This window comes from Salinivibrio sp. ML198 (genome assembly GCF_001996015.1).
GTDB classification, from domain to species: domain Bacteria; phylum Pseudomonadota; class Gammaproteobacteria; order Enterobacterales; family Vibrionaceae; genus Salinivibrio; species Salinivibrio siamensis.
In genome coordinates this window covers 1-811 of the sequence record NZ_MUEZ01000048.1, presented here as the reverse complement: position 1 = coordinate 811, position 811 = coordinate 1, and the positions used below count along the sequence as shown (strand labels likewise).

General features: G+C 44.4%; 2 tRNA genes and 2 rRNA genes. All 4 read left to right on the top strand.

Going from position 1 to position 811, the window contains the following annotated elements:
- Positions 1 to 54, top strand: a 16S ribosomal RNA gene (locus BZG25_RS16100); the annotation flags it as partial.
- A gap of 91 nt (positions 55 to 145) precedes the next feature.
- Positions 146 to 222 (top strand) — tRNA-Ile (locus tag BZG25_RS15620).
- Between the two features lie 107 nt (positions 223 to 329).
- Positions 330 to 405: transfer RNA gene (locus BZG25_RS15615), tRNA-Ala, on the top strand.
- A 296-nt stretch (positions 406 to 701) separates the two neighbouring features.
- Positions 702 to 811: ribosomal RNA gene (locus BZG25_RS15610) — 23S ribosomal RNA — on the top strand; the annotation flags it as partial.

Below are 811 nucleotides of genomic sequence, written 5' to 3'. Positions count from 1 at the left end.
GTGAAGTCGTAACAAGGTAGCCCTAGGGGAACCTGGGGCTGGATCACCTCCTTACTGACGCTATTTTTGCGAGTGTTCACACAGATTGTATAGGTTGAAAGTCAAAGAGATACGAATGCCTTAGTGAAAGGCTCGTACCTTAGATGGGTCTGTAGCTCAGGTGGTTAGAGCGCACCCCTGATAAGGGTGAGGTCGGTGGTTCAAGTCCACTCAGACCCACCAATTTCTCCTGATACTACGTTAGTGCATTCCTCGTTTAGCGAACTAAACGTCGAAATACACTGCCTTGCCTCAAAAGAAATTGGCACCAGCATCTAAGGAATTATGATGGGGCTATAGCTCAGCTGGGAGAGCGCCTGCCTTGCACGCAGGAGGTCAGCAGTTCGATCCTGCTTAGCTCCACCACTTTTTAAGCGCATTTATGGTGATAAGTGTCTTTAAAAAGTGGTTTATCGTATTGATAGAATCACATGCTCTTTAACAATCTGGAAAGCTGACAAGTCATTCTTAAAGAATGACAGTAAAGTTCTCAATCAGTGACAGAAATGTCACTCACACAATCAAGTGTGCTTGGGCTTTGTCTTAGTGATAAGCAAAGTCTCTATTTTGAGTCCGGCAAAAACAAAACCTTAGTTGTTTAAACCGTTTGTTTTCACTTTTTAAAAGTGAAAGTAAATAAGCAAGACCTTTTGGGGTTGTATGGTTAAGTGACTAAGCGTAGACGGTGGATGCCTTGGCAGTCAGAGGCGATGAAGGACGTACTAACCTGCGAAAAGCGATGGTGAGCTGGTAAGAAGCATTTGAGCCATCG